Consider the following 24,205-nt stretch of genomic DNA (forward strand, 5'->3'; position numbering starts at 1 on the left):
AAAGTTGATGTTTTCAATTCTCCCAATGATCGAAAATTAAAGATTTTCAATTCTGCATTCTTTCAGTAGGTACAATAAGGGTATGATTAGTATAGCAAAAGTTTTTATTATCAACCCCCTTCAATTTACTCAGCTATGAATGGAGAATCATCCTACAGCAACGAAATCTATCACTTTATTGCTTTTCTCGTGTCCATGAACGTGGTTTTGTGGAGTACTCCCGTAGTCAAAAATATAGGTTTAAAAAGTGGTCATGTAGATAAACCAGATCCTCGTAAAGTACATCGGAAACCGATCGTACGTATTGGAGGGGTAGCCATTTTTGCTGGAACAACAGCAGGATTATTAATAGTATGGTGGTTAGGAGGTTTTGGAGTATTATCTGCACAAAAAGATGCCGAAATCTGGGGTGTAACAATCGGTGCTATATTTTTCTTTTTCATCGGTTTAGCAGATGATTTATTTAACCTTTCTCCTTCTTCTCGTCTTATTATGCAGTCGATCGTAGCGAGTTTTGCATGGTATAAAGGAGTTAAAATCGAGTTTTTTACCCTTCCTTTCGGAGAATTAATTAATCTCGATATGTGGTGGTTAAGTCTTCCTATTACTGTTATTTGGTTAGTGGGAATGGTAAACGCTATTAATTGGATTGACGGTTTAGATGGTTTAGCGGCAGGAGTGTGCGGTATTGGTGCGGTAGTGATGTTGATTGTCAGTTTATTTATGAATCAACCGGCGGCGGCATTGTTAGCGGCGGCATTGGCTGGAGGGGCGTTAGGATTTTTAAAATATAACTTCAATCCTGCCGAGATATTTATGGGAGATGGTGGTGCTTATTTTATGGGATTTATGTTAGCAGGGGTGGGAGTGATTGGTTTAGCCAAAACCGCAGCAGTAACGGCGGTAATTTTGCCTTACATTATCCTTGCTGTACCGATTTTGGATATGTCTTGGGTGATTTTTTCGAGAATGTTACAAGGTAAATCTCCTTTTTTACCAGACAACCGTCATTTGCACCATCGTCTTCTACAAGCTGGAGTTTCACAACGTTTGACAGTTTTATTCATCTATTCCTTAACTCTATGGGTAGGTAGTTTTGCCCTCGTCTTTTCTGGTTTTCCCAGTGGAGGAGTTTATGCTATTGGTGCAACTATGCTATTAATTTATACTACTTGGCAGGTATGGCGCCATCGTCGAGTTGATTCCAATATAAATGATTGATAATTTATCAAAAAATATGTTTTTTTCTTTATCAGGACAAAAATTATTTAACTGGTATCAACAAGCTAAACAACAAACTATTATTAATAATATTCCTTTATTTGAATTAGACTATTTATTAATAGAATTAACTAACTTAAATAATTTGAATTTACGACTTAATAATTATCAAAATAATGATCAAATTATCAGTAAAAAATCCCTAGAAGAATTACAAAATTTGTGGGATTTACGAGTTAAAAAACGTTGTCCTGTTCAGTATTTAATCGGTGAATGTCACTGGCGTAATTTCACTCTCAAAGTTACTCCAGATGTTTTAATTCCCCGTCCAGAAACAGAGTTAATCATCGATCGAGCGTTACAATTAACTGAACAATATCCTTATTTACGATCGGGTAAATGGTTAGATTTAGGTACAGGAAGCGGTGCGATCGCCATTGCATTAGCGGATACTTTTCCAGAAGCAGTAATTTATGCCGTTGATAAAAGTGAAAAAGCCTTAAAAATTGCCCAAGAAAACGCTTTTAATTTAGGATTTTTTAAAAGAATTAAATTTTTTCATGGTTCATGGTTTAATCCTATAAATGAGCTTAAAAATGGCTTTAGTGGTATTGTTTCTAACCCTCCTTATATTCCTTCTCAAGTAGTTTTACAATTACAACCCGAAGTGATAAATCATGAACCAAGAATCGCTTTAGATGGCGGAGATGACGGATTAAATGATATTAGACACTTAATTATTAATGCTCCTAATTTTTTAATTAATAATGGTGTTTTTATCTTAGAAATGATGGACGGACAAGGAGATTTTGTTGAAAAATTTTTAATTAATAATACTAACTATACCAATATTAAAATCGATCGAGATTTAGCTAATTTAGAAAGATTTGCTCTTGCTTATCATCGTAAAAAAGTAATTGCATAATAAAATTAAGAATTAAAATATTTATTTTCTATTAATCTTAAAGATAGTAAAATTTCTGCAAACATTCTTTGAAAAGCATAATACCAACCCCCCCAACCATCAAAAATTCCTCCTTTTAAAAATAAGCAATAAATAAACACAATAAAAGGAGCTAAAATAATTTGTTTACGAATACGATCGCTTAGACTTAATTCATAAAAAGGAGTGTTTAATATTTTTTCAACTTCTAATACCATATATCGATCTTGAGCCCATAACCATCTACTTAATGATTTTCGATCGTCATGATAAATATAACTTTTAAGATAACTAACTTTGCCTTCAATTATAACTTTATGAGCATGACCATCATCTCGATAATGAGCCGTATTTTTTTTATATAAACATATTCTCGGAGGTAAAATAGTTTTTTTTAAAGGTTTTCCAAAAATGCAATAACTCAAAGGAATTAAATAACCATTAATTTCAGAATTGACGTTTAAAATAGTTAATTTATTGATTAAATCATCACTAAGAATATAGTCTCCATCAAGAGATAAAACCCAAGTATTTTTTATTAAAGATAAACCATAATTACACTGTTTTGCAAAGGACTCAAATTTTCTGAAAAAAACTTTGACATTAGAATAAGATTTTAAAATTTCGATGGTTTTATCGGTACTAAAACTATCTATAACAATAACTTCTTTTGCCCATGTTAATTTATGAAGAGTTCGATCGATATTCGGTTCTTCGTTATAGGTTAAAATCAGTGGTGTAATTGTGTTTAAATCCATATTATTATTAGTTGACAATTCTAAATTTTCAATTCTCCATTATCAATTCTTAGAAATTATTTTCTAGTTGATAAGCCAGTTGTAAAATTGTCGCTTCATCGTTGGGTTTTGCTACTAATTGAACTCCTATAGGAACACCATCTGAAGTAAATCCTGTGGGAATAGCGATCGCAGGTTGTCCTGTCGCATTAAAAGCAGGACATGGAGTAATCCAATCAATAATTTGTTGTAATGTTTCTTGAGGAGATAAATTTGCCCATGCCCCGACTTTAATCGGGGGTTGAAGATAGGTAGGCATGAGTAAAACATCAAAATCCGCAAAAAGAGAGACTATTTGACGAGATATAATCTGCATTTGGTGTACAGCCCTTAAATATTCTCCTAAATCTTGAGATTGCTCTTTTAACCATTGATTCATAGGGCTAAGAATTTGATCAGGAAAACCTGATGCTATAATACTCGATCGCCAAACTGTTACAAAAGGCTCAACTAAAGCAGTAAAATCAGGGATAATTTCGATCAAAATATGTCCCATTGCTTCTAATTTGTGAGCAGTATTTTTTATCTGTAATTCTAAAATCTCATGGGCTTTTCCTGTGGGTAAAACTTCTGTGGCATAAGCAATTTTTAATTTACCAGTATTTTGAGTTACTGCTTCGAGAAAAGAAATTTCTGGATTAGGCAACCAATAAGGATCTCCAGTAATATATCCTGAAAGGACATCTAGTAACGCTGCACTATCAGCTACCGTACGACTTAAACAACCATGAGTGGCTATTCCACCGAAATAATCTCCTACAGGGGCATTAGAAATTCTACCCCTTGAAGGTTTTAAACCAACTAAGCCACAACAAAATGCTGGACCTCTTACAGATCCCCCCCCATCGGATCCGGGGGCGATCGGAATTAAACCACCTGCAACCGCCCCCGCCGCACCACCGCTTGATCCCCCCGATGTGTATTCTAAATTGTAAGGATTGCGCGAAGGTGGGAATCCGATACTTTCTATATACGGTAATGATCCTAATTCTGAAGTGGCAGTTTTACCCATGATAATAAATCCTGCTTGTTTAATTTTGGTGACGATACCGCAATCATAGTCAGAGATTTGATCTTTAATAAAACCATTGCCATAACTTATCGGCATTCCTTTGACTGGATATAAGTCTTTAATAGCGGTAGGAATACCAAAAAATAAAGGTAGGGTAGAAGTATCTTGGGTATTTCCTAAAATCTCAGTTTTAAGTTGTGCTTCTTTTAAGGCACTCTCGATCGAAATATGAGCAAAACTATGAAGTTGAGGATCGATTTTAGTAATTCTTTCGGCAAAAAATGTCGTTAACTCAAGAGGTGAAATTTTTTTTTCATGAATTAGTTTGCTTAATTCTAATGCTGAGAGAGATTCGAGATTTTTGATCATAATTTGCAATGAAAAATTGGTAATTAGTTCATGAGCAACGACGAAAGTTCTTAGCCTTGTAATAAATTACAAGGTGAATAATTTTTATATCTCCTCATTTAAAAAATAGGATTCTGATGCTCAAGATTAGGTTGTACTTTAATACGAATTAAAATACAGGTAATATTATCATGGCCATTAACTTGATTTCCTAGATCAATTATTTGGGTAATTCCTTCTTCTAAATTGGCTTTAGAACTAATTAAGGGTAATAAATTTGTTTCCCAATGATTCTCCAATAAATCGTTATCACATAAACCATCAGAACACATTAGTAATAATGTATCTTCTTTAATATCTAAAAAGTTAATATCAGGGTGTACAAAATTATTATCTCTTGGGCCTAAGGCTTGAGTTAATTGATAGGCATCAGGTCTAGCATGGGCAATCTCTGAATCCACTCCATGTTTGATTTCAGCTTGAGCGACAGAATGATCGACGGTTAATTGTTCTAACCCCCATTTACGGGTTACTTTATAAATTCTACTGTCTCCCACATGGGCGATCACTGCTTTGGTATCTTGAAGAAAAGTCATGACTAAAGTTGTCCCCATTCTTCCTGAACCCGTTTGTCCTTTGTTAATATTTGCAGAGTAAATAGCTTCGTTAGCTTTGATGATACCGTTTCTGATAATTTCTACTTCTGGTAGTTCTTCTGTCCAATTTTCTTTAAAATAACTATAGAGATTTTTGACTGCCATGGCACTGGCAACTTCCCCTGACGCATGACCCCCCATACCATCACAAACAATAAATAATCCTTTTGCCGTGTAGTATGACCCTTGAGGACTTTCTCTTTTCTGGATAGATGTTTCAATGGCAAAACAATCTTCGTTATGTCCTCTTTTTCTACCAATATCGCTTAAGCCTACTTCTGTGACATTTAAAAGTCTCATTGGTAACACGATCGTGGGCTGATCATCTCCATCGGGACTGTTGATTTGGGTAGCTTCTTCTCCTTCAGGCTCTTCGTCGTCGAACTGATTTACTAAGTCTTTGAGTTCGTCTTCTCCCGGAATAAATATGACATCTTCTGTTTGATTTTCTTCTTGTTCTAATATTGATTGCAACTCAATCTCCTGAATTATTGATTGTAATTCCGATCGAAGTTCTTTAATATCGTCAATCTCTCCTGATTCTATTTTAATCATTAAATCGGTGATAATAGTTTTATAATCTCCCCCCGATAAATCTTCTATTAAATAAGCCCATATTTCCACTAACTGTCTTAGTAAAGGAGGATCGTTGTCACGATCGAGATAAATTTTATCTAAAATTAATGTACCATCTTGTTCGACTTTCAAGTTATCAACTCTAAGCAATGTTTCACAACATTCGATTTTAGAAAAACTTTTCCATAGTTTTGCCATTTTTTGCAGATAGGGTAAAACTTGGGTAATTTCTAGGGAATTAACTTTTAAATATTCTTCTAGGGTTTGATTATGTTTATGATTAGTGATAATTACAAATTCTTGATTATTTTCCTCATCTTCCCATCCATCCAACAATTCAGGTACTGTGGGGTTGTACTCCGTTAAGGTAAGGTAAGCAAATGCTAAATCTGGTATTCCTGATGATTTTAAACTTTCTCTCTCAAAACTTTCTACTAAGTCTAAATTCTCGTCTAAAATGCCTCTTTCTGTAGGGGTTGTATCTTCTACTTCTATACAAAAGTACTGACGATCGCCACAGGTAGCAAAAGGAGATAGAGATTTATTTTCTAAAGTTGTAGTTAAAATATATCTATGATGAAACGCTTTTGTATCTGTAGGTAAAATAAAAGGAATAAAAGGAGATTTTTTCAAAGCACAACTAATAATACACTGATATACTGGATTGATGGAATCATTATCGATCGACATATTTTATCATCCTGATTACTTATAATTGAATATTATATACAAGGAATAATGAATGGTGAATAGTTAATAGTTAATAATGAATAGTGAATAATTAATAATTGTTAACAGCTTATTCCCCTATTAAAATTATATCTTATATTTCCCCACGTCTTAATTTTTGTTATGGATAAATATCCCAAATTAGTTAGAGATAAAATACCTGAAATTATTAACACAAATCAAAATCAGTGTCAAGTAAAGGAATTAAATCTTCAAGAATATAAACAGGCTTTAAAAGAAAAATTAGTAGAAGAATCTCAAGAGGTTTTAATTGCTAAAGAATCTGACTTAATGGAAGAAATCGCAGATGTTTATGAAGTAATAGAAGCTCTTATTTATAGTTATAAATTAGATAAAAATAAAATTAAAAAAATTAAAGAAAATAAAGCAAAAACTAAGGGAAAATTTAGTAAAAGATTATTATTAAGACCAGAAAGACAGATAATAATTCAAGAAATTGATAAATCAGAAACTGAAATATTAAATTCTGCGGAAGATTTTTTAAAAGAACAAATATTGCCTCAAGCTCATTTAATAGATGAGGATTATAATATTTTAAAACAAAAATTGTATTTAATGAATGATGTTAATTCTCAATTTTTTAGATTAAAATTAGCACAAAATTGGGGCGGTTTAGAAATGAGTAATTTAGGGTTTTATTCATGGCAAATAATAATGGCAAAATATTCAGGTGCTTTATGTTTTTTGCAAACTCAGCATCAAAGTTCGATCGTCATGTTAACTCAAGGTAGCCAACAAATTCAAGAAAAATATTTACCAAAGATTATTCAAGAAAATCAGTTTTGTGGAGTTGGTTTTTCTCATTTAAGACGACAAGGAAAACCATCATTAACAGCAACTCAGGTTAAGGGCGGTTATGAATTAACGGGATTTGTTCCTTGGATTACTGGTTATGGTATTTTTTCTTATTTTATCATTGGTGCTACTCTAGTCGATCGACAAGAATTATACGGAATTTTGCCTTTTTTCCCTCATCACAACTTACAATTTAGTACATCAATGAAACTTTGTGCAATGAATAGTACCAATACGGTGACAGCAACTTTAACTCAATGGTTTTTACCCGAAGAAGATGTGGTAATGATTAAACCTGCTGACGCTATCCATAAAAAAGATGAGGAAAATGTTTTATATAATGGTTTTTTTGCGTTGGGTTGTGCTCAAGGTGCATTGCAAATAGTCAAAAAAAACTGTCACAAATTAAATTTAGAAGAAGTTGATAATATTTACACCAAATTAAAAACTCAAACAGAAAATTTACAAACAGAAATGTTAGATATTATTGTTAATTCTCAGGGTGATTTTTCACAAAAATTAGCTTTAAGAGTACAAGCAATTAATTTAGCGTACCGTTGCTCGATCGCTGGTATTATAACCAGTAAAGGTGAAGCAAATCAATATGATCATCCTGCTAACAGAATGTATAGAGAAGCATTACTATATAGCGTTTCAGGACAAACTATTCCAGTTTTAAATAATTCTTTATTATCTTTTGAATAAATAAGATTCTGTTTTTAAGTTATCAAAAAAATGAACAATCAATAACGAATAACTCACTAATTTTGCGAATCATTTATTCTTGTCTATTGTTAATTAAGCTAAGACGCATTTAACTTGTATATAATTTAATGATAAAGAACTCTTTCTCCTTGTCTCCCTGTCTTCTTCTCTTCCTCTCTTGCCTTTACTGACAGCAAACTACATAAGTTTTAGCTTATTAACTAGCGGCTTGTAATCTAGCTCTTGCTTTTTTAACGCTTTGAGTTGCTTTCATTTGTTGACGACGATCGCCACTAGCTGTCGCTTGTTCGAGGGATTTTTGAGCTTCATCCAAAGTAGTTTGAGCTTCTTCTTTGCTAATAGAATCTCCTAATTCAGCACCATTAACCAAGATTTTGACTTCATTTTGTTCTACTTCAGCAAAACCGCCCATAATAGCGATCGACTTCCATTCTTTATCAGGACGAATTCGTACTACACCAATTTCAAGATTAGTTAATAAAGGAGCATGATCTGTTAAAATCCCTAATTGGCCACTACCGCTAGGCAAAATAACCTCTTGAGCAGTTTGATCCCACACAGTTTTATCTGGTGTAATTATTCTTACTGTTAAAGTCATAATTTGAATATACTTTATATTTTAATTTTTTATTTAAGTTCGTACTTATGTTTTAATTCCTAATTCCTAATGAATATTTAGCCTTTCATTTTTTCGCCTTTAGCGATAACTTCATCAATGTTACCAACCATATAGAAAGCCTGTTCAGGAAGACTATCTAATTCACCAGAAAGAATTTTTTTGAATCCTTTAATGGTGTCTTCTAAAGTTACATATTTACCAGGGCTACCAGTAAATACTTCTGCTACGAAGAAAGGTTGAGATAAAAAGCGCTCAATTTTACGAGCACGATCGACTACTAAACGATCTTCTTCGGATAATTCATCTAAACCGAGAATCGCAATAATATCTTGTAATTCCTTATAACGTTGTAAGGTAGATTGTACCGCACGAGCAGTATTATAGTGTTCTTCACCAACAATACTAGGTTGCAACATAGTACTACTGGAATCAAGGGGATCAACTGCAGGATAAATACCTTTAGAAGCCAAACCACGAGATAATACTGTAGTACCGTCTAAGTGAGCGAAGGTAGTAGCAGGAGCAGGATCTGTTAAGTCATCGGCGGGTACATATACCGCTTGAATAGAGGTAATAGAACCTTCTTTGGTGGAGGTAATACGTTCTTGTAATTCACCGACATCTGTACCGAGAGTGGGCTGATAACCTACCGCAGAGGGCATTCTTCCTAACAATGCAGATACTTCAGAACCTGCTTGAACAAAGCGGAAAATATTGTCAATAAAGAGTAATACGTCTTGTTTATTAACATCACGGAAATATTCTGCCATAGTTAACGCAGATAAACCTACACGCATTCTAGCTCCGGGAGGCTCGTTCATTTGCCCGTAAACAAGAGCAATTTTTGAATTTTCAGGATTTTCAGAATCAATTACCTTAGATTCAATCATTTCGTTGTAGAGGTCATTCCCTTCACGGGTACGCTCACCTACACCACCAAATACAGATACTCCACCGTGTTGAATAGCAATGTTGTTGATTAATTCCATCATAATAACGGTTTTACCAACACCAGCACCACCAAATAAACCAATTTTTCCACCTTGACGATAAGGAGTTAATAAGTCAACAACCTTAATACCAGTTTCAAATACAGTGGGTTTAGTATCTAAATCAGTAAACGCAGGGGCTTTACGGTGAATAGGAGAGGTTTCAGTTGTGTTTACAGGCCCTTTATTATCAACAGGTTCGCCTAAAACATTAAAAATACGTCCTAAAGTTGCTTTACCAACAGGTACACTAATAGGTACTCCCAAATCAACTATATCCATTCCTCTGACTAAACCATCAGTAGTAGTCATGGATACTGCACGAACTTGGTTATCGCCCAAAAGTTGTTGAACTTCGCAGGTAACAGAAACTTCTTGTCCTGCTTCGTTAGTTCCTTCAACACGAATAGCGTTATAAATACGGGGAAGACTGCCGCTAGGAAATTCAGCATCAACCACCGGCCCAATTACTTGAATGATTTTACCGACGTTTGTTTTTTCTTGTACTGCAACCATGCTGATTTATTGTTAATTTACTTTCGTAAATGTTAATTTATAATAAAATTTGCCACTTTCAAGATTATCATGGACTGGATCAATTTAGAATTCAGAATTTGGAATTTAAAATAAAAAACCTGTAATATTAGGAATTTACGAAAATTCTAAACTTTTCTTTCATTTAAGTACTTAGCCTTTTACTTGAAATGAGTTAAAAGTCAACTATTAATTGTTTCAGGTGTTTTCTAATGATCTCATCCGATCGAATCTTGATATTTTTTAGTTATTGCCAAGACAAACAGAACATGAGGACATTTTCAAGATATAGGGAAAATTCATTATTAACTGTCTAATTTTAACTGTTATCTGAAATTTTTTGTGGTAATGTTACTTGAATTGTTAATTTTACGATAGATATTTAATTCTTAATGGAAATAAATTTTTTGCTCTACAGAAAGAAGATAACTACATTTTTAATGATCATTGTTGTTTTTTTTGCTTTGATGAATTTGTATATTCAAATATCCAAGTATCATTTTGATATTCGTAGTGAATGGATGGTGGTTTTTAACCTCGATCGAGAGATGAATTTTCCTACATTATATTCCGTTTTTTTATTAATAATTTCTGCAATTATTTTAAAACAAATTTTTTTACTTAAAAAACAACTTCACGATCCATTTTTTAAGCATTGGAGAAACCTATATTATATTTTTATCTTTTTATCATTAGATGAAGGTTTGCAGTTACATGAAGCTCTTATCCTTAGATCGGTAGGCGATCGATTAATCGGTATTTTTCATTTTGTTTGGGTCATTCCTTATACAATATTAGTGATCATATCTATATTTTATTTTGCCAAACTTTTGGCAACTTTGCCTACAGAAATTATGAGACTTTTTCTTTTTTCTGGAGGATTATATATAGGAGCCGCTTTAGGTTTTGAAATGCTTGAAGGTGCATGGGTTAGAATTGCAGGAGGAATGCAAAATTTAGCTTATTCCCTATTAGCCACTACGGAAGAAATATTAGAGATGATAGCTATAATTATCTTTATCAATACCTTACTTACATACATTATCAAATATCAAGGAAAATCATTAAAATTTTTGATTGAAATTAGATAAAATTCGACTATTATTCTTAATTTTTCATTGGTAAATAGCCTTCTATTAAAAAGTCATCACCAATTGCGGAGATATTAGTATCATGTAATATTAAAGCATCATTTATTGTATTAATGTTTAGATTACCTATGGCACTTAAACCATCACCGCCAATAATTTTAGGAGCAATAAAAGCATATACTTTTTGAATCATACCAAGTTCGATCGTTGTTGAAGCCAAATTGCCACCGCATTCCCACAAAACAGTATTGAAACCTCGTTGATAAAGATTATCCATGACGTGAGAAGGGTTAATATCTTCTATCTCAATAATTTCTACTCCCTTGTCTAGTAATTGACTCTTTAAAAAAGAATTAGGTTGAGGAAGAGTAAAAATAACAGTCTTTGCTTCATTTACATTCCAAAGTTGACAATTTAAGGGTAAATTGAAGGTTTTTGTCATAATTATTCGTAAAGGATTACGATCGCTTACTCCATGAGTGGTTAATTGAGGATTGTCTTTTCTGATAGTATTACCCCCCACAATTATTGCATCACAGGCACTTCTTAAATGATGAACAAAATTTCTAGCTGTTGGACTTGTAATCCATTGACTATGACCTGTATTTGTAGCGATTTTGCCATCTAAAGTGATAGCATACTTAAAAATACCGAAAGGACGTTGATATTTCACCCGATGAAAAAAAGCCTCATTGAGTTTTAAACAAGCATCCTCCTCAACACCTACTATCACATCAATTCCTGCATCCATCAATCTTTTAATACCACTACCTGAAACACGATTATCAGAATCGATCGAGCCTATGACCACTTTTTTGACCTGTGCATTGATTAAGGCTTCTGTACAAGGAGGAGTGCGCCCATAATGGTTACATGGTTCTAAATTGACATATACAGTAGCATTTTGAGCATCTGACCCTGCGGATTGTAGTGCGAATACTTCAGCATGAGGTTGTCCAGCTTGGGGATGAAAACCCTCACCGATGATTTGACCATTTTTAACAACGATCGAGCCAACAAGAGGATTTGGGGATGTTTTGCCTTGAGCTTTTTTGGCTAACTCCAGACATCGTTGCATCATTTTTCGATCGAAATCAGTCATTTACTTTTGCCTTTTTACGAAAGAATACGATACTTTTGTATTTATATTTTTGTATCCATGGAGCTTACCTGTTTTTTTATACTTTTCTACAATAGTTAGCTCGAATGAGATTTTTTAAAATATTGAACTCGATACCTCATCAACGGTATAATAGAACACATTTATTATTTTGGTGCAAACTCTAATTAAATCAGTTATAGAGACAAGAGTCAAAAAAAAGTTTTACAAAACTTAAATCTATGCTCTATGATGATAAAGGGTCAACTTTCCTATTATGCCGTAACTGATCCGAGTTAGACAAGGTTGATTCTCAGCAATAAGGGTATTTTTATTAATAAAAGTGCGAAAAATTTGCTGACTTTTACACTTTCTTCTGTATAATTTTAGTTCCCTAGATATTATTAACTAATCTGGTATAAATATATATTGTCTTATGCAACCTTTACCCAAAAATATTGATACAATTCGAGTCTATTTAAAAGAAATTGGACGGATTCCTCTGTTAACCCAAGAGGAAGAAATTATTTTAGCTAAACATATTCAAGAGTTAGTTTCCCTAGAGAAAAAACGGGAAGCGTTGAAAAAAAAACTCGATCGAGAACCTTCTAAAAGTGAATGGGCAGAAAATGCAAAAATTAGCGAAAAAAATTTAGATATTAAAATTAGTCAAGGAGAAAAAGCTAAACGTAAAATGGTTGAGGCTAATTTACGTCTTGTGGTTTCCATTGCCAAAAAATATCTCAAACGTAATCTTGATTTATTAGATTTGATTCAAGAAGGTACGATCGGAATGCAAAGAGGTGTCGAAAAATTTGACCCTACTAAAGGTTATCGTTTTTCCACCTATGCTTATTGGTGGATTCGTCAAGCTATTACCCGTGCGATCGCTGAAAAAAGTAGAGCTATCCGTTTACCGTTGCATATTACAGAAAAATTAAACAAAATTCGTCAAACTCAAAGAAAGCTATCAGAAGAAAAAGGTCGTCCAGCTACGATCGCAGAGTTATCAGAGGCACTAGAATTGACTACAGAACAAGTTAGAGAGTATTTAGGAAAAGCACGTCAACCCTTATCTTTAGATTTAAAAGTGGGAGATAACAACGACACCGAATTAGGAGAATTATTAGAAGATAAAGGACAATCACCACAAGACTACACTGACTATTCTTGCCTTCAGTTCGACTTAAACCGTATGATGTCTGAATTAACCCAACAACAACAAGATGTAATTAGATTACGCTACGGTTTAGATGATGGTAAACCTTTAACCTTGTCCAAAATTGGAGAAATTCTCAGCATTTCCCGTGAAAGAGTTAGACAAATCGAAAGAGAAGCCTTAACTAAATTACGAAAACGTAAGGAAGTTGTCGAGGAATATATTGCTAGTTAACTAAGAATGAGAAATAACGCCGACTATTAGCCATGTAATTTATTAGACGTTAGGTTATTGATTAATTGTGACTACCTATTTCCTAACTCCTAATTTCTCGTATTGATTGTTAATTTTTCACTATTCACTGATAATTATTTACTGTATAAAAAGGATCAAAAAATATGCAAGATAAGTTAATGTTAATGATTCCGGGTCCTACACCTGTACCGGAAAGAGTTTTGTTGGCGATGGCAAAACATCCTATTGGTCATCGTAGCGGTGATTTTAGTAAAATTATCGGCGAGTTAAACGAAGATTTAAAATGGTTGCATCAAACTAAAAATGAAGTTCTTACTCTTTGTGCTTCAGGTACTGGGGCTATGGAAGCTGGTATCATTAACTTTTTAAGTAAAGGCGATCGAGTTTTAGTCGGAAATAATGGTAAATTTGGAGAAAGATGGGCTATTTTAAGTAGAGCCTTCGGTTTAGAGGTAGAAGAAATCAGTGCGGAATGGGGAAAACAACTCGATCCTGAAGATTTTAGGGCTAAATTAGAAGAAGATACCGAGAAAAAAATCAAAGCTGTTATTATCACTCACTCTGAAACTTCTACAGGGGTTTTAAACGATTTAGAAACCATCAATAAACACGTTAAAGCTCACGGTGAAGCTCTTATTATTGTGGATGCTGTCACCAGTTTAGGTGCTGTTAATGTACCGATCGATGAATGGGGTTTAGATGTAGTTGGTTCAGGTTCTCAAAAAGGTTATATGATTCCTCCCGGATTAGGTTTTGTGGCAGTGAGTGACAAAGCATGGGAAGCCTATAAAACTGCTACCTTACCTAAATTTTACTTAGATTTAGCACCCTATAAAAAAGCTAACGCTAAAAATAGTTCTCCTTTCACTCCTCCCATTAACTTAATGTATGCGTTGAAAGCATCTTTAGAAATGATGAAAGAGGAAGGATTACAAAATATATTCGATCGACACAAACGCCTTACTCACATCTGTCGTGAGGGAGTCAAAGCATTAGGTTTACCTTTATATGCCAGTGATGAGATCGCCGCTTTAGCTATTACAGCAGTAATTCCTGACAAACATGATGCAGAACAAATTCGTTCTATCATGCGTAAAAAATATGATATTGCTTTAGCTGGTGGACAAGATCACCTTAGCGGTAAAATTTTCCGTATGGGACATTTAGGTTTTGTATCGGAAAGAGATGTTTTAAGTGCTTTAGGGGCGTTAAAAGAAACTTTAGCACAATTGGCTTAATTAGGAGTTAGGAATTAGGAATTAGGAATTAGGAATTAGGAATTAGGAATTAGGAATTAGGAATTAGGAATTAGGAATTAGGAATTAGGAATTAGGAATTAGGAATTAGGAGTGAAAAGCACTTATACTGATAAGACCTGAGTCCGATGAAAAAAAAGAATTAAATTTAGTAAATCTGTATCTAAAATTAATTTGACTATATTTTAAATCAATTATTATTACTTTTTCCTGTTCCTTTTTTCCTATCTTCACCGATACTTTTATGGTTCACTGAAGTTAGTTAACATTTGCAATTTGTATAAACTAGCATAAAGTCCATTTTCTGTTAGTAATTGATCATGATTCCCTGATTCAATTAATTCTCCGTGTTTTAACACTAAAATTTTGTCCACATTCCGAATGGTAGAAAGACGATGGGCGATAATAATAGCGGTTTTGTTGATTAATAGTTTATCTAAGGCTTGTTGAGTATCTGCTTCCGTTGCCACATCTAAACTGGAAGTTGCTTCGTCTAAAACTAAAATGTTCGGGTTACGAATGGCAACTCTGGCAAAGGCTAACAGTTGTTTTTGTCCTCCAGAAAGGTTTGCTCCTCTTTCCCTCAAGGGTGTATCATATCCTAGAGGAAGTCGATCGATGAATGTATCAATATTAGTAATCTCGGCCGCTTTTTTAATTTCTTCAAAACTGTATTCTTCTCCTAAAGTGATATTTCGCTTCACATCACCCGCAAAGATAAAACTTTCTTGTAAAATTACTCCAATATGGCTTCTTAACTCTTTTTGAGTTATGTCTTTTATATCAATACCATCAACTAAAATTCGTCCTTGAGTTGGTTCATATAATCGGCATAATAACCTAATTATAGAGCTTTTTCCTGCTCCTGTTGGTCCTACCAACGCAACTTTTTCCCCCGGATTAATAGTAAAATTCAGATTTTTTAAAACATATTCATCGGGTTTATAGCCAAAAGACACATTCTCAAATCTAATTTCTCCTATTTTCTCATGTTCTCCTTTCGTTTCAAAACTAATATTGTCTTCTCTATCTTTTATTTCAGCAGGAATACTCATTAATTCATTAATTCTCTCAATGGCAGTAAATCCAGATTGAAACATGGTAAATTTATCAGCAAATTGACGTAAAGGATCAAATAATCGTTGAGAATACAGAATGAAAGCCGATAATATTCCAAAACTGAGATTATCTCCTAATACCAATAATCCCCCTAACCATAACACACCAGCGATCGCCACCAGAGAAATCCATTCAAGGGTAGCCGACACTGCCGAATCATGAAAAATAGTTTTATCAACGGCATCACGGTATCGATCGTTCGTAACTTTAAAAATTTCACTATTATATTTTTCTCTACCAAATAACTGTACAATATTGATACCAACAACATTTTCCTGTAATATGGAGTTAAGAGTAGATAATTCTTCCCTAGCGATATAATTTGCTTTACGATATTGTCTTTGAAAATAAATAATCAATGCAGTGACAGGAATTAACATCAATACCAACAGAGAAGCCAATTGCCATTGTAAAGAAAACATCGTCAAAATAATTACCAGAATTGACACTAAATCACTTAAAATACCGATCGCACCTGTAGCAAATACATCCCCTAATGCTTCCACATCATTGGTAATGCGAGTAACTAATTTTCCCACGGGAGTTTTATGAAAAAAACTAGAAGATAAAGAAGTAATATGATTAAATAAATCGTCCCTAATAAAAGCAGTTATTTCCTGTCCGACTTTTTGAACTAAAAAACCTTGAACTGATTGAAAAACAGTCCTAATAATAATAGAAAAAAGTAAAATAAAACCTAATAAATTTAACCCGTTAGACACTGAATAAGTACTTAAAAATGACCATGTAGGCTCTTTCCTTAACAAAGAAATTGCTTGACCTACAAGGAGAGGTTGTACTGCACCTGCTAAAGATAAAGGTATTAACAAGACTAAAGAAATTAGTAAAATAGATGAGTTTCGTTTGGCATAAGGAGCTATTTTTAATAATAATCCCCAGTCGTTCTCTTTTGTTTTTATCTGCATTTTTTTATATTAAATATTTATTAGTATAATAAACTATTGATAAAACCTATAATATTTATTCTTGATCATTAATCAATTATAAAGTAATTATAGTATTTATAAAGAATAGCTTAAATATAAAATATCCTAATTTTATAAAGATTATGGGCGTTGGTTATTTTAACAATTTATTGTTTTATTTTTATACTTAATTATCATGATGAATGTGATTGTAGCTGTTTAATTAATTCAAAAATCACTAAGTTAAATTAGGATTAGTAAAAATAACAGAATAATTGATAATTTTAAAAATATAATAGGTTAAGTTTCCTCGAAAGATATATAATAAAGTATGATCTTATTTTCCCCATTTATCAGGGTTTTTGATGATCGCAGATGTTCCAATAAAAAACCAACACATTAAAGTAAGTACCCGTGACTATAGCAGATACTAGCCCCCCCAAATCACAAAATATAGATACTGACATTGATTCTAGCATTCATGTTCAACGTCAAATGATTGCCATTCTTGATTTCGGTTCTCAATATTCAGAATTAATCGCCCGTCGCATCCGTGAAACTGAAGTTTATTCCGAAGTCATTTCTTATCGTACTACTGCGGAACAATTAAAAAAAATCAATCCAAAAGGTATTATTCTTTCTGGAGGGCCTAGTTCGGTATATGACGATTATGCTCCCCTTTGTGATCCTGAAATTTGGCAATTGGGCATTCCCGTATTAGGTGTATGTTATGGTATGCAGTTGATGGTTAAACAATTGGGCGGTAAGGTGGAAAGGGCAAAAAGAGGTGAATATGGTAAGGCTTCTTTACACATAGATGATCCTACTGATTTGCTTACTAACGTAGAACAAGGATCAACAATGTGGATGAGTCACGGAGATTCTTGTACGGAGCTACCACTAGGTTTTAAAATTCTAGCTCATACTGATAATACATCCTGTGCAGCGATCGCAGAACATAAACAAAAACTTTTTGGAGTTCAATTTCATCCAGAGGTAATTCATTCAGAATATGGTACTGCTTTAATTCGCAATTTTGTCTATCATATATGCGGTTGCGAACCTACATGGACAACGAAGACCTTTGTGGCAGAATCCATTAAAGAAATTCGTGCTAGAGTAGGAGACAAACGGGTATTGTTAGCATTATCAGGTGGTGTAGATTCTTCTACCCTTGCCTTTTTACTTCATGAAGCCATCGGAGATCAGCTTACTTGTATGTTCATTGATCAGGGTTTCATGCGTAAAGGTGAACCAGAAAGACTTGTGGAGATTTTTGATAGGCAATTTCATATCAATGTTCAATATGTTAATGCTCGCGATCGATTTCTTGATAAACTCAAAGGTGTAACAGATCCTGAAGAAAAACGTCGTTTGATCGGTCATGAATTTATCCAAGTATTTGAGGAAGAATCTAACCGTTTAGGTCCTTTTGACTATTTAGCCCAAGGTACATTATACCCTGATGTGATCGAATCTGCTGACACTAATGTTGATCCGAAAACAGGTGAAAGAGTTGCTGTCAAAATCAAGAGTCATCATAATGTCGGTGGTTTACCTAAAAATCTTCGTTTTAAATTAGTTGAACCTCTACGCAAATTATTCAAAGATGAAGTCCGCAAAGTAGGACGATCGATCGGTTTACCAGAAGAAATAGTCTCCCGTCATCCCTTCCCCGGACCCGGTTTAGCTATTCGTATTTTAGGAGAAGTAACATCTGAAAAACTAAACATATTGCGAGATGCAGACTTCATCGTTAGAGACGAAATAAAAAAATGGGGTATGTATCATGATTTTTGGCAAGCATTTGCAGTATTGTTACCGGTTAGAAGTGTTGGTGTGATGGGAGATCAAAGAACTTACGCTTTCCCGATCGTCTTACGTCTTATCACCAGTGAAGATGGTATGACAGCAGATTGGGCAAGACCACCTTATGATTTACTAGAAACTATGTCTAATCGTATGGTTAATGAAGTCAAAGGCGTTAATCGTGTGGTTTATGACATCACATCTAAACCCCCCGGTACGATCGAATGGGAGTAAATAATTAACAATTAATAATTAACAATTAATGTGTGGGTCATTTTAAACATTCTAAATTCTAAATTCAATCCTATGTTTTTATTCGGACTCGGCGATAAAAAATTAACTTTACCTACCAAAGAAGAAGCGTTACCCGGCAGAAGTACAAAAATGCCTATTCCTAAGCAACATTATGTCAACGGTAATCCCATGAGTCCTCCTTATCCTGAGACTATGCAAATGGCAATGTTTGGCATGGGGTGTTTTTGGGGTGCTGAACGTAAATTCTGGCAGTTACCAAAAGGCATTTATATAACGGCTGTGGGCTATTGTGCCGGTTTAACTCCAAATCCAAGCTATGAAGAGGTTTGTAGCGGTAGAACGGGTCATAATGAAGTGGTATTGGTGGTTTTTGATCCTAATACCATATCTTATGAAAATCTCTTAAAAGTATTTTGGGAAAATCATGATCCGACTCAGGGGATGCGTCAAGGGAATGATAAAGGAACTCAGTATCGATCGGGTATTTATACTTATTCTGATGAGCAACAAACTTTGGCAGAAAAATCTAAACAGATGTACCAATTAGAGCTAAAAAAAGCAGGTTATGATGAAATTACAACAGAAATCATCCCTGCACCTGAATTTTATTTTGCAGAAGGTTATCATCAACAATATTTAGCTAAAAATCCTAATGGTTATTGCGGTTTAGGAGGAACAAAAGTTTCTTGTCCTTCTTTTAATCTTAACTAAATTTATGAATTTTTGTCTTGATCTTTAAGTATGCTTAGTAATAGTGGGCATTGTTCACTCTACTAAGTTAACTTTTAACGATCAATTCAAGTATGAATAATTTTCCTAGTAATGCTACTGTTTTAGCTACAAATCCTTATATTATTATTAATAATCAAGGTGAAATTTCTCCTTGTTTTGAGTTAACAAAATCTCAACATATTTTAGGACGAGATCCGAATTTTGCTGATTTATTAGTACCCTCAGATTGGTCTGTTATTAGTCGTTGTCAGGCTACTATTATTAAAGTTAATAATGATTATATTATCTATGATGGCGATCGAAATAATCCCAGTAGTAATAAATTATTTATTAATAATTCTTTAATTACACCTAATCAGGGTTATCGTTTAAATAATGGTGATACTATTAGAATTGGACAAAATATTAATGTTTTAGTAATGATTCAATTTTTTGATCCAAATAAGAGTTTTGCGATCGAAAATACTGGTCAAAAATCAATTTCATTAAAACAAAAATCTACAGTTTTAGGAAGAGATGAAACAGCAAATTTACGATTAATTGCCCCTACTGTTTCTCGTAAACACGCAGTGATAGATTATCAAAGTGACGGTAAATATATTTTACATGACTATAGCAGTAATGGAGTTTTTGTTGATGATATTAAAGTTGATGGTAAAATTAATTTAACTTCAGGATCTATTATTAAAATTGCTCCTTATACCCTCGTCATTCAAGGAGATGAATTATTAATTGCTGATAACGGGGATAATATTCGTTTAGATGCAGAAAATATTTTAAGAGTTGTTAAAGATAAAAAAGGCAAACCTATCACTTTATTAAACAATATTTCTTTACCGATCGAACCTGGACAATTAGTTGCTTTAGTGGGAGGTAGTGGTGCGGGAAAATCAACTTTTATGCGGACTCTATTAGGTATCGAGCCTACAACTTCGGGGACTGTATATTTAAACGGAGAAAACTTAAGAAATAACTTTAATATTTATCGTAATCAAATTGGTTATGTACCTCAATCTGATATTGTTCATCGTGATTTAAGGGTAGAAGAAGTTTTGCGATATACTGCTAAATTAAGACTACCTAATGATGCAGATATTGACTCAATTATTGAAAAAACTTTAGTTGATATTGAAATGGTAGAAAGACGAGATGTTTTTGTAAAAAATTTGAGTGGTGGACAGTTAAAAAGAGTCTCGATCGGGGTAGAATTATTAGTAGATCCAAAGCTATTTTTTCTTGATGAACCTACTTCTGGTTTAGATCCGGGATTGGATAAAAAGATGATGCAATTGTTAAGAAAGTTAGCAGATCAAGGAAGAACAGTGATTCTTGTTACCCATGCTACTACTAATATTAACCTCTGCGATCGATTAGTATTTTTAGGACAAGGCGGAAATTTATGCTATTTTGGCAATTATCAAGATGCTACGAAATTTTTTGACTTAAAAACAGGAGATTTTGCTGATATTTATATACAATTAGATAGTAAAGAAGCTGTTTTAGATACCGCTAATAAATTTAAACGATCGGAATTTTATGATAAATATATAACTCAAAAATTAGGCACAGATTATCAAAGTAAAGCTACCATAAAACCAAAAAAAGTTAAGGGTAATTTTATTCAACAAGTTTTAATTTTATCTCAAAGATATTATCAATTAATTATGAGAGATAAAGTTAATTTAATTATCTCTTTATTAACGGCACCTATTGGCATATTTTTAATTGATTTAGCTATTAGAAAACAAGAACCTTTTATTTTAGGGGAAAAAGCAGATCCAGCTTTAGCACCTTTAACTCAAACTGTGATATTTGTATTCACTTCTGCGGCAATTTGGGTAGGTTTAGCAACATCCTTACAAGAAATAGTAAAAGAAATAGATATTTACTTACGAGAAAGATTAGTTAACCTAAATTTATTCGCTTATTTAAAATCAAAAATAGGCGTATTAAGTGGATTAGCATTTTTACAAACTGTTTTGATGGTAGCAGTTATTTTATTCGCCTTTTCTCCTCCTGAATCCGAGACAATTTCATGGTTAGCAGGGATTAGTATCACCACTTTTCTAACACTTTTTGCCTCCATGTCTCTCGGTTTAATGATTTCTGCCACCGTCAAAAATAGTACCCAAGCCAATAGTGCTTTACCTTTGCTTTTGTTACCACAAATTATCTTCTCAGGAGTTTTATTTCAAATTGAAGGTGTTGCTAAGTATTTGTCGTGGTCGATGATAAGTCGTTGGTCTGTAGGTGCTTATGGTTCATTAGTTAATATCAATAGCCTAGTACCTGAAGTAAAAGTATTACCTGATGGTACAGAAATTGAACCACCTTTCAAAATTACGGATGTTTATGATCCTGACTGGGGTAATTTAAGTTTAAACTGGAAAATCTTAGTATTACACAGTCTTATCTATTTAACCATTACATGGATTATGCAAAAAAGAAAAGACATTCTTTAAATATCTCAATTCGAGATAAATCGGTAGAATTTTGAGGATAAATCAATTTAATAAATCCTTTAAAATTAAAATAATTTTTGAAGATCAATTTTTATTTCAGTAGGATTATTCAAGTTAACAGTATTTTCAGGGGAAAGTTTTTGTATATTTTGATAATAATTTTTCTGAGGATTTTGATATATTTCTAAAAAGTTTTGATTTAAGTCAATTAACCATACTTCTTGAATTTTACTTTCAGCATAAAGAGGTAATTTAATATTTCGATCGTAATCAATACTGGTATCCGCTACTTCTATTAATAAAAAAATATCATCAGGATTGGGATGGTTAAAAGCGTAAAAATCTTCCCTCGGTTTGAGTAAAACTAGATCAGGTTGTGGCTCAGAATTATTATTTAATTTTATTGGATTTTGAACACTTATAATTACTTGCTCTCCCAATTTTATACTTAATAATTGATTTAATTTGTTAACACAAGAAGCGTGTTTAAATCCTACTGGTGACATTTCAAATATTTCTCCTTTAATTAACTCAATAAAGTAATCTTCTTTTAAAATACCAAAATGGATCATTTGGTGATAATCTTCAGTAGAAAATTTTAGAGTAGGGAATCTTAATGCCTTCATATCTGTTTATTTCATCAAAGTTTTTCTTTAATATAGCAAATTTTTCAAAGCCAGTTTTAGATATTTATGGTAGAGAGAGAATGAAATTTGTGATTATTATTATTTTCTCTCTATTTTTTTTAAGTCTTTTTTGATTAATTTTCTTCTAATTTAATCTAAAGTAGAGATATAGATATAATACTATTAATTTTACTATACTCTACACCTATTTTGATCAAAAAACTATTTTAATAAACTCTAAATACTGATCATAATTAACTGTTTTTTGATTAACGATCGAACTTGATCGAGACTAAAATTAACCTGAGTAAGAATATCTTTTACTGTTAAACTTTGAATCGGATTTTTAGCACAATATTGCATAAACGCAAACTCCTCATCATCAATAGTTATCGGTTGAAATTGATAATCTAATAAACTTTTGCTTTCCCATCCAAAAATACAGGGATTAAGTTCAGGTTTTCCTTGATTTAGTAAATCATTATCTTCCCAATTATGTCTAATTAAAGGAGGTTTTGTTAAGAAAAACTCATAATGGGTGATATTATCGGGATCAAGTACTTCAATTAAACGATAACGTTGTTGAGGTGTTAAATTTTTTGCTCGACTGATTAAGTCTGGATTTTTGCCGATTAATCTTTCTAATTGCCATGTATCAGGATTGGAAAAACCAACAAATTCTAAACCAGAACTATTGATAAATTCGAATAAAGTATCAATATTATAGTCAACTTCTTGGGGATGGACGTACATATCTGCAAAACATTCATCTCTTTGATTTTCCCATTGCCAACGTTGTTTTTCTTTTGTTACTAAACGATTGTTTTCCGGTAGTGTGGCAAAAATTTCCCTACCAACTTTTACCCCATCTACATAATCTCCTCGTTTGTCACCTTGTAGAAGTGCAATTGCTTTTTGCATTAATTGAATTTCCCATCTACCCAACTCCCCATAGACGAAAATGTGCATAATTCCACCTAATGCTAACTTCTTAGCTAAGGCTTTAATACCTGTTTCTGGTTCTGGTAAATGATGTAATACACCAACACAATTAATTAAATCAAAAGTACCCTCTAAATTATCAACGGATTCAAGGGGAAGTTGTTTAAAGGTGATTGTACCTTGAAAATTATTTAATACCCCTGATTTTTCTAGTCGTTTTTGTGCAGTAGCTAAAGCATTTTCACTTATATCGATGGCAGTTATATCAGCGTAAGGATTATGAAGTACTAAATATTCAGTACCAGATCCTGTACCACAACCAGCATCCAAAATACGGATTTTTTCTTGTGAGGGTTTTATTCCAGTACAAAAGCTATAAGCTGATTGATAGTGCCAACGCCAATTATATCCCGGAGGTGGTTCATCTAATAAAGGATCTGGAGGAAAAGGATATGTGTTATAAAGTTTTTGAACGGCTTTTCTAACTTCGGACATTTTATTTTATTCA

18 protein-coding genes are annotated in these 24,205 nt (G+C 33.1%); 9 read left to right on the forward strand and 9 right to left on the reverse strand.

Annotation, left to right across the window (positions count from 1 at the left end):
- The first annotated feature begins 135 nt into the window (after nucleotides 1-135).
- Nucleotides 136-1,221: an MraY family glycosyltransferase gene (locus GM3709_RS14570; RefSeq protein WP_066120708.1), complete on the forward strand. Its 1,086-nt coding sequence runs from the start codon at nucleotides 136-138 to the stop codon at nucleotides 1,219-1,221.
- A gap of 16 nt (nucleotides 1,222-1,237) precedes the next feature.
- Complete coding sequence (gene prmC, locus GM3709_RS14575; protein WP_066121968.1) at nucleotides 1,238-2,146, forward strand: peptide chain release factor N(5)-glutamine methyltransferase; 909 nt, start codon at nucleotides 1,238-1,240, stop codon at nucleotides 2,144-2,146.
- A gap of 5 nt (nucleotides 2,147-2,151) precedes the next feature.
- Here prmC and GM3709_RS14580 read toward each other — a convergent pair whose 3' ends face one another.
- The 3 genes from GM3709_RS14580 to GM3709_RS14590 form a co-directional block, all read right to left on the reverse strand.
- Entirely contained in the window at nucleotides 2,152-2,922 is a 771-nt protein-coding gene (locus GM3709_RS14580) for a glycosyltransferase family 2 protein (protein ID WP_066120710.1), read from the reverse strand.
- Between the two features lie 49 nt (nucleotides 2,923-2,971).
- The gene (locus GM3709_RS14585) at nucleotides 2,972-4,342 is read right to left on the reverse strand and encodes an amidase (protein WP_066120712.1); all 1,371 of its coding nucleotides are present in this window, start codon (nucleotides 4,340-4,342) and stop codon (nucleotides 2,972-2,974) included.
- 98 nt (nucleotides 4,343-4,440) lie between these two features.
- Nucleotides 4,441-6,243 (reverse strand): serine/threonine phosphatase, encoded by a 1,803-nt coding sequence (locus GM3709_RS14590; protein ID WP_066120714.1) that lies wholly within the window; start codon nucleotides 6,241-6,243, stop codon nucleotides 4,441-4,443.
- Between the two features lie 162 nt (nucleotides 6,244-6,405).
- Between GM3709_RS14590 and GM3709_RS14595 the strand changes: the two genes are divergently transcribed.
- Nucleotides 6,406-7,803 (forward strand): acyl-CoA dehydrogenase family protein, encoded by a 1,398-nt coding sequence (locus GM3709_RS14595; protein WP_066120716.1) that lies wholly within the window; start codon nucleotides 6,406-6,408, stop codon nucleotides 7,801-7,803.
- A 217-nt stretch (nucleotides 7,804-8,020) separates the two neighbouring features.
- Here the strand turns inward: GM3709_RS14595 and atpC are convergent, their stop codons facing one another.
- Nucleotides 8,021-8,422 (reverse strand): ATP synthase F1 subunit epsilon, encoded by a 402-nt coding sequence (gene atpC / locus GM3709_RS14600; protein WP_066120718.1) that lies wholly within the window; start codon nucleotides 8,420-8,422, stop codon nucleotides 8,021-8,023.
- A 77-nt stretch (nucleotides 8,423-8,499) separates the two neighbouring features.
- On the reverse strand, nucleotides 8,500-9,948 hold the full coding sequence (gene atpD, locus GM3709_RS14605) for a F0F1 ATP synthase subunit beta (protein ID WP_066120719.1): 1,449 nt from the start codon (nucleotides 9,946-9,948) through the stop codon (nucleotides 8,500-8,502).
- Between the two features lie 458 nt (nucleotides 9,949-10,406).
- Between atpD and GM3709_RS14610 the strand changes: the two genes are divergently transcribed.
- On the forward strand, nucleotides 10,407-11,057 hold the full coding sequence (locus GM3709_RS14610) for a hypothetical protein (protein ID WP_066120722.1): 651 nt from the start codon (nucleotides 10,407-10,409) through the stop codon (nucleotides 11,055-11,057).
- Nucleotides 11,058-11,073: 16 nt separating this feature from the next.
- On the opposite strand, the gene ribD is transcribed toward GM3709_RS14610, so the two are convergent.
- On the reverse strand, nucleotides 11,074-12,159 hold the full coding sequence (gene ribD / locus GM3709_RS14615) for a bifunctional diaminohydroxyphosphoribosylaminopyrimidine deaminase/5-amino-6-(5-phosphoribosylamino)uracil reductase RibD (protein WP_066120724.1): 1,086 nt from the start codon (nucleotides 12,157-12,159) through the stop codon (nucleotides 11,074-11,076).
- 433 nt (nucleotides 12,160-12,592) lie between these two features.
- On the opposite strand from ribD, the gene GM3709_RS14620 reads away from it, so the two are divergent.
- Both GM3709_RS14620 and GM3709_RS14625 read left to right on the forward strand, forming a co-directional pair.
- Nucleotides 12,593-13,549, forward strand: coding sequence for an RNA polymerase sigma factor, RpoD/SigA family (locus GM3709_RS14620; protein ID WP_066120726.1), 957 nt, complete (start codon nucleotides 12,593-12,595; stop codon nucleotides 13,547-13,549).
- 164 nt (nucleotides 13,550-13,713) lie between these two features.
- A complete protein-coding gene (locus GM3709_RS14625; RefSeq protein WP_066120728.1) occupies nucleotides 13,714-14,808 on the forward strand; it encodes an alanine--glyoxylate aminotransferase family protein in 1,095 nt (364 codons plus the stop codon).
- A 260-nt stretch (nucleotides 14,809-15,068) separates the two neighbouring features.
- On the opposite strand, the gene GM3709_RS14630 is transcribed toward GM3709_RS14625, so the two are convergent.
- A complete protein-coding gene (locus GM3709_RS14630; RefSeq protein WP_066120730.1) occupies nucleotides 15,069-16,871 on the reverse strand; it encodes an ABC transporter ATP-binding protein in 1,803 nt (600 codons plus the stop codon).
- A gap of 495 nt (nucleotides 16,872-17,366) precedes the next feature.
- On the opposite strand from GM3709_RS14630, the gene guaA reads away from it, so the two are divergent.
- The 3 genes from guaA to GM3709_RS14645 all read left to right on the forward strand — a co-directional run bounded on the left by guaA (nucleotide 17,367) and on the right by GM3709_RS14645 (nucleotide 22,129).
- A complete protein-coding gene (guaA, locus tag GM3709_RS14635; RefSeq protein ID WP_173645753.1) occupies nucleotides 17,367-18,914 on the forward strand; it encodes a glutamine-hydrolyzing GMP synthase in 1,548 nt (515 codons plus the stop codon).
- Between the two features lie 72 nt (nucleotides 18,915-18,986).
- A complete protein-coding gene (gene msrA, locus GM3709_RS14640) occupies nucleotides 18,987-19,646 on the forward strand; it encodes a peptide-methionine (S)-S-oxide reductase MsrA (RefSeq protein WP_066121970.1) in 660 nt (219 codons plus the stop codon).
- Between the two features lie 92 nt (nucleotides 19,647-19,738).
- On the forward strand, nucleotides 19,739-22,129 hold the full coding sequence (locus tag GM3709_RS14645; RefSeq protein WP_066120734.1) for an ATP-binding cassette domain-containing protein: 2,391 nt from the start codon (nucleotides 19,739-19,741) through the stop codon (nucleotides 22,127-22,129).
- A gap of 65 nt (nucleotides 22,130-22,194) precedes the next feature.
- Here GM3709_RS14645 and GM3709_RS14650 read toward each other — a convergent pair whose 3' ends face one another.
- Nucleotides 22,195-22,755: a Uma2 family endonuclease gene (locus GM3709_RS14650; protein ID WP_066120736.1), complete on the reverse strand. Its 561-nt coding sequence runs from the start codon at nucleotides 22,753-22,755 to the stop codon at nucleotides 22,195-22,197.
- Nucleotides 22,756-22,992: 237 nt separating this feature from the next.
- A complete protein-coding gene (locus GM3709_RS14655) occupies nucleotides 22,993-24,192 on the reverse strand; it encodes a bifunctional 2-polyprenyl-6-hydroxyphenol methylase/3-demethylubiquinol 3-O-methyltransferase UbiG (RefSeq protein WP_066120738.1) in 1,200 nt (399 codons plus the stop codon).
- Nucleotides 24,193-24,205: the final 13 nt, after the last annotated feature.

The organism is Geminocystis sp. NIES-3709, from assembly GCF_001548115.1.
Taxonomy (GTDB): domain Bacteria; phylum Cyanobacteriota; class Cyanobacteriia; order Cyanobacteriales; family Cyanobacteriaceae; genus Geminocystis.

Coding starts and splice junctions, on each gene's coding strand:
- atpD (WP_066120719.1), bottom strand. CDS start 9,948: ATGGTTGCAGTACAAGAAAAAACAAACGTCGGTAAAATCATTCAAGTA.
- GM3709_RS14655 (WP_066120738.1), bottom strand. CDS start 24,192: ATGTCCGAAGTTAGAAAAGCCGTTCAAAAACTTTATAACACATATCCT.
- guaA (WP_173645753.1), top strand. CDS start 17,367: ATGATTGCCATTCTTGATTTCGGTTCTCAATATTCAGAATTAATCGCC.
- GM3709_RS14580 (WP_066120710.1), bottom strand. CDS start 2,922: ATGGATTTAAACACAATTACACCACTGATTTTAACCTATAACGAAGAA.
- GM3709_RS14645 (WP_066120734.1), top strand. CDS start 19,739: ATGAATAATTTTCCTAGTAATGCTACTGTTTTAGCTACAAATCCTTAT.
- GM3709_RS14570 (WP_066120708.1), top strand. CDS start 136: ATGAATGGAGAATCATCCTACAGCAACGAAATCTATCACTTTATTGCT.
- GM3709_RS14585 (WP_066120712.1), bottom strand. CDS start 4,342: ATGATCAAAAATCTCGAATCTCTCTCAGCATTAGAATTAAGCAAACTA.
- msrA (WP_066121970.1), top strand. CDS start 18,987: ATGTTTTTATTCGGACTCGGCGATAAAAAATTAACTTTACCTACCAAA.
- atpC (WP_066120718.1), bottom strand. CDS start 8,422: ATGACTTTAACAGTAAGAATAATTACACCAGATAAAACTGTGTGGGAT.
- prmC (WP_066121968.1), top strand. CDS start 1,238: ATGTTTTTTTCTTTATCAGGACAAAAATTATTTAACTGGTATCAACAA.
- GM3709_RS14620 (WP_066120726.1), top strand. CDS start 12,593: ATGCAACCTTTACCCAAAAATATTGATACAATTCGAGTCTATTTAAAA.
- GM3709_RS14625 (WP_066120728.1), top strand. CDS start 13,714: ATGCAAGATAAGTTAATGTTAATGATTCCGGGTCCTACACCTGTACCG.
- GM3709_RS14590 (WP_066120714.1), bottom strand. CDS start 6,243: ATGTCGATCGATAATGATTCCATCAATCCAGTATATCAGTGTATTATT.
- GM3709_RS14610 (WP_066120722.1), top strand. CDS start 10,407: ATGATCATTGTTGTTTTTTTTGCTTTGATGAATTTGTATATTCAAATA.
- ribD (WP_066120724.1), bottom strand. CDS start 12,159: ATGACTGATTTCGATCGAAAAATGATGCAACGATGTCTGGAGTTAGCC.
- GM3709_RS14630 (WP_066120730.1), bottom strand. CDS start 16,871: ATGCAGATAAAAACAAAAGAGAACGACTGGGGATTATTATTAAAAATA.
- GM3709_RS14650 (WP_066120736.1), bottom strand. CDS start 22,755: ATGAAGGCATTAAGATTCCCTACTCTAAAATTTTCTACTGAAGATTAT.
- GM3709_RS14595 (WP_066120716.1), top strand. CDS start 6,406: ATGGATAAATATCCCAAATTAGTTAGAGATAAAATACCTGAAATTATT.